Annotated in this window: 1 protein-coding gene; it reads right to left on the minus strand. The window is 64.5% G+C overall.

Translation table 11 applies throughout. The features are described from left to right. On the minus strand, nucleotides 1–715 hold a 715-nt coding region (locus ACFHWW_RS33970), incomplete at its 3' end, for an SDR family NAD(P)-dependent oxidoreductase (RefSeq protein WP_379943756.1). Nucleotides 716–733 lie beyond the last annotated feature (18 nt).

Here is a 733-nt window from a genome sequence, read left to right on the forward strand (position 1 = left end):
GGATGCCGCGATCGGCAAAGGCATTGGCGGTGTTGCGCGTGAGATTGGCGAGGGCGGCCTTGGAAGCCGAATAGGGGGTCACCTGCGGCCCGCCGCAATGAGCGGCCATGGAGACAATGTTGACGATGCTCCCGGTGCGCGCGCCTGCCAGCAGATGGCAAACCAATCCCTGCATCAGCAGAAAGGGGCCACGTGCATTGATGTTGAAATGCTGATCCCATTGTTCCAGCGTCGTGTCGAGCAGGCCGCTGCGTTCGGCCGTGCCGGCGGCGTTGACAAGGCCGTCGAGTGCGGGAAAGGCTGCCAGGGCCGTTTCGATCAGACGCTGGCAATCATCCGCATCGCCGACATCGGCCGCGGCAAAGCGGCAATCGGTACCCTGCGCAGTCAATCCGGCAGCAGCGGCTTCACCGCGCTCACGGTTGCGGCCGGCAATGATGATGCCGGCGGCCCCTTCCTCCGCAAGGCGGTTGGCGATGGCAAGTCCGACCCCTTGCGTGCCTCCCGTGACAAGGAAATGACGTCCGGCGTTCCGTCCGGAATGTGGTGCGAGCATGTGCGTTGCTCCAAGAGGGATACGATCAGGCGGCGGCGAAAGAGGATCGCCACCGCCACTGGCGCTGCCGACAGGGTAGAATTCGATGCCGTTTGCCGTGCCGAGTGGGGCGATCTCGCCGAGGCAGAGTTCGTGAGGAGCGACAAAGCGGTCGGCCACGCCGGTCTCCTTCCTGTT

Origin of the sequence: Sinorhizobium sp. P24N7 (assembly GCF_042436655.1) — a bacterium.
GTDB lineage: Bacteria > Pseudomonadota > Alphaproteobacteria > Rhizobiales > Rhizobiaceae > Sinorhizobium > Sinorhizobium meliloti_A.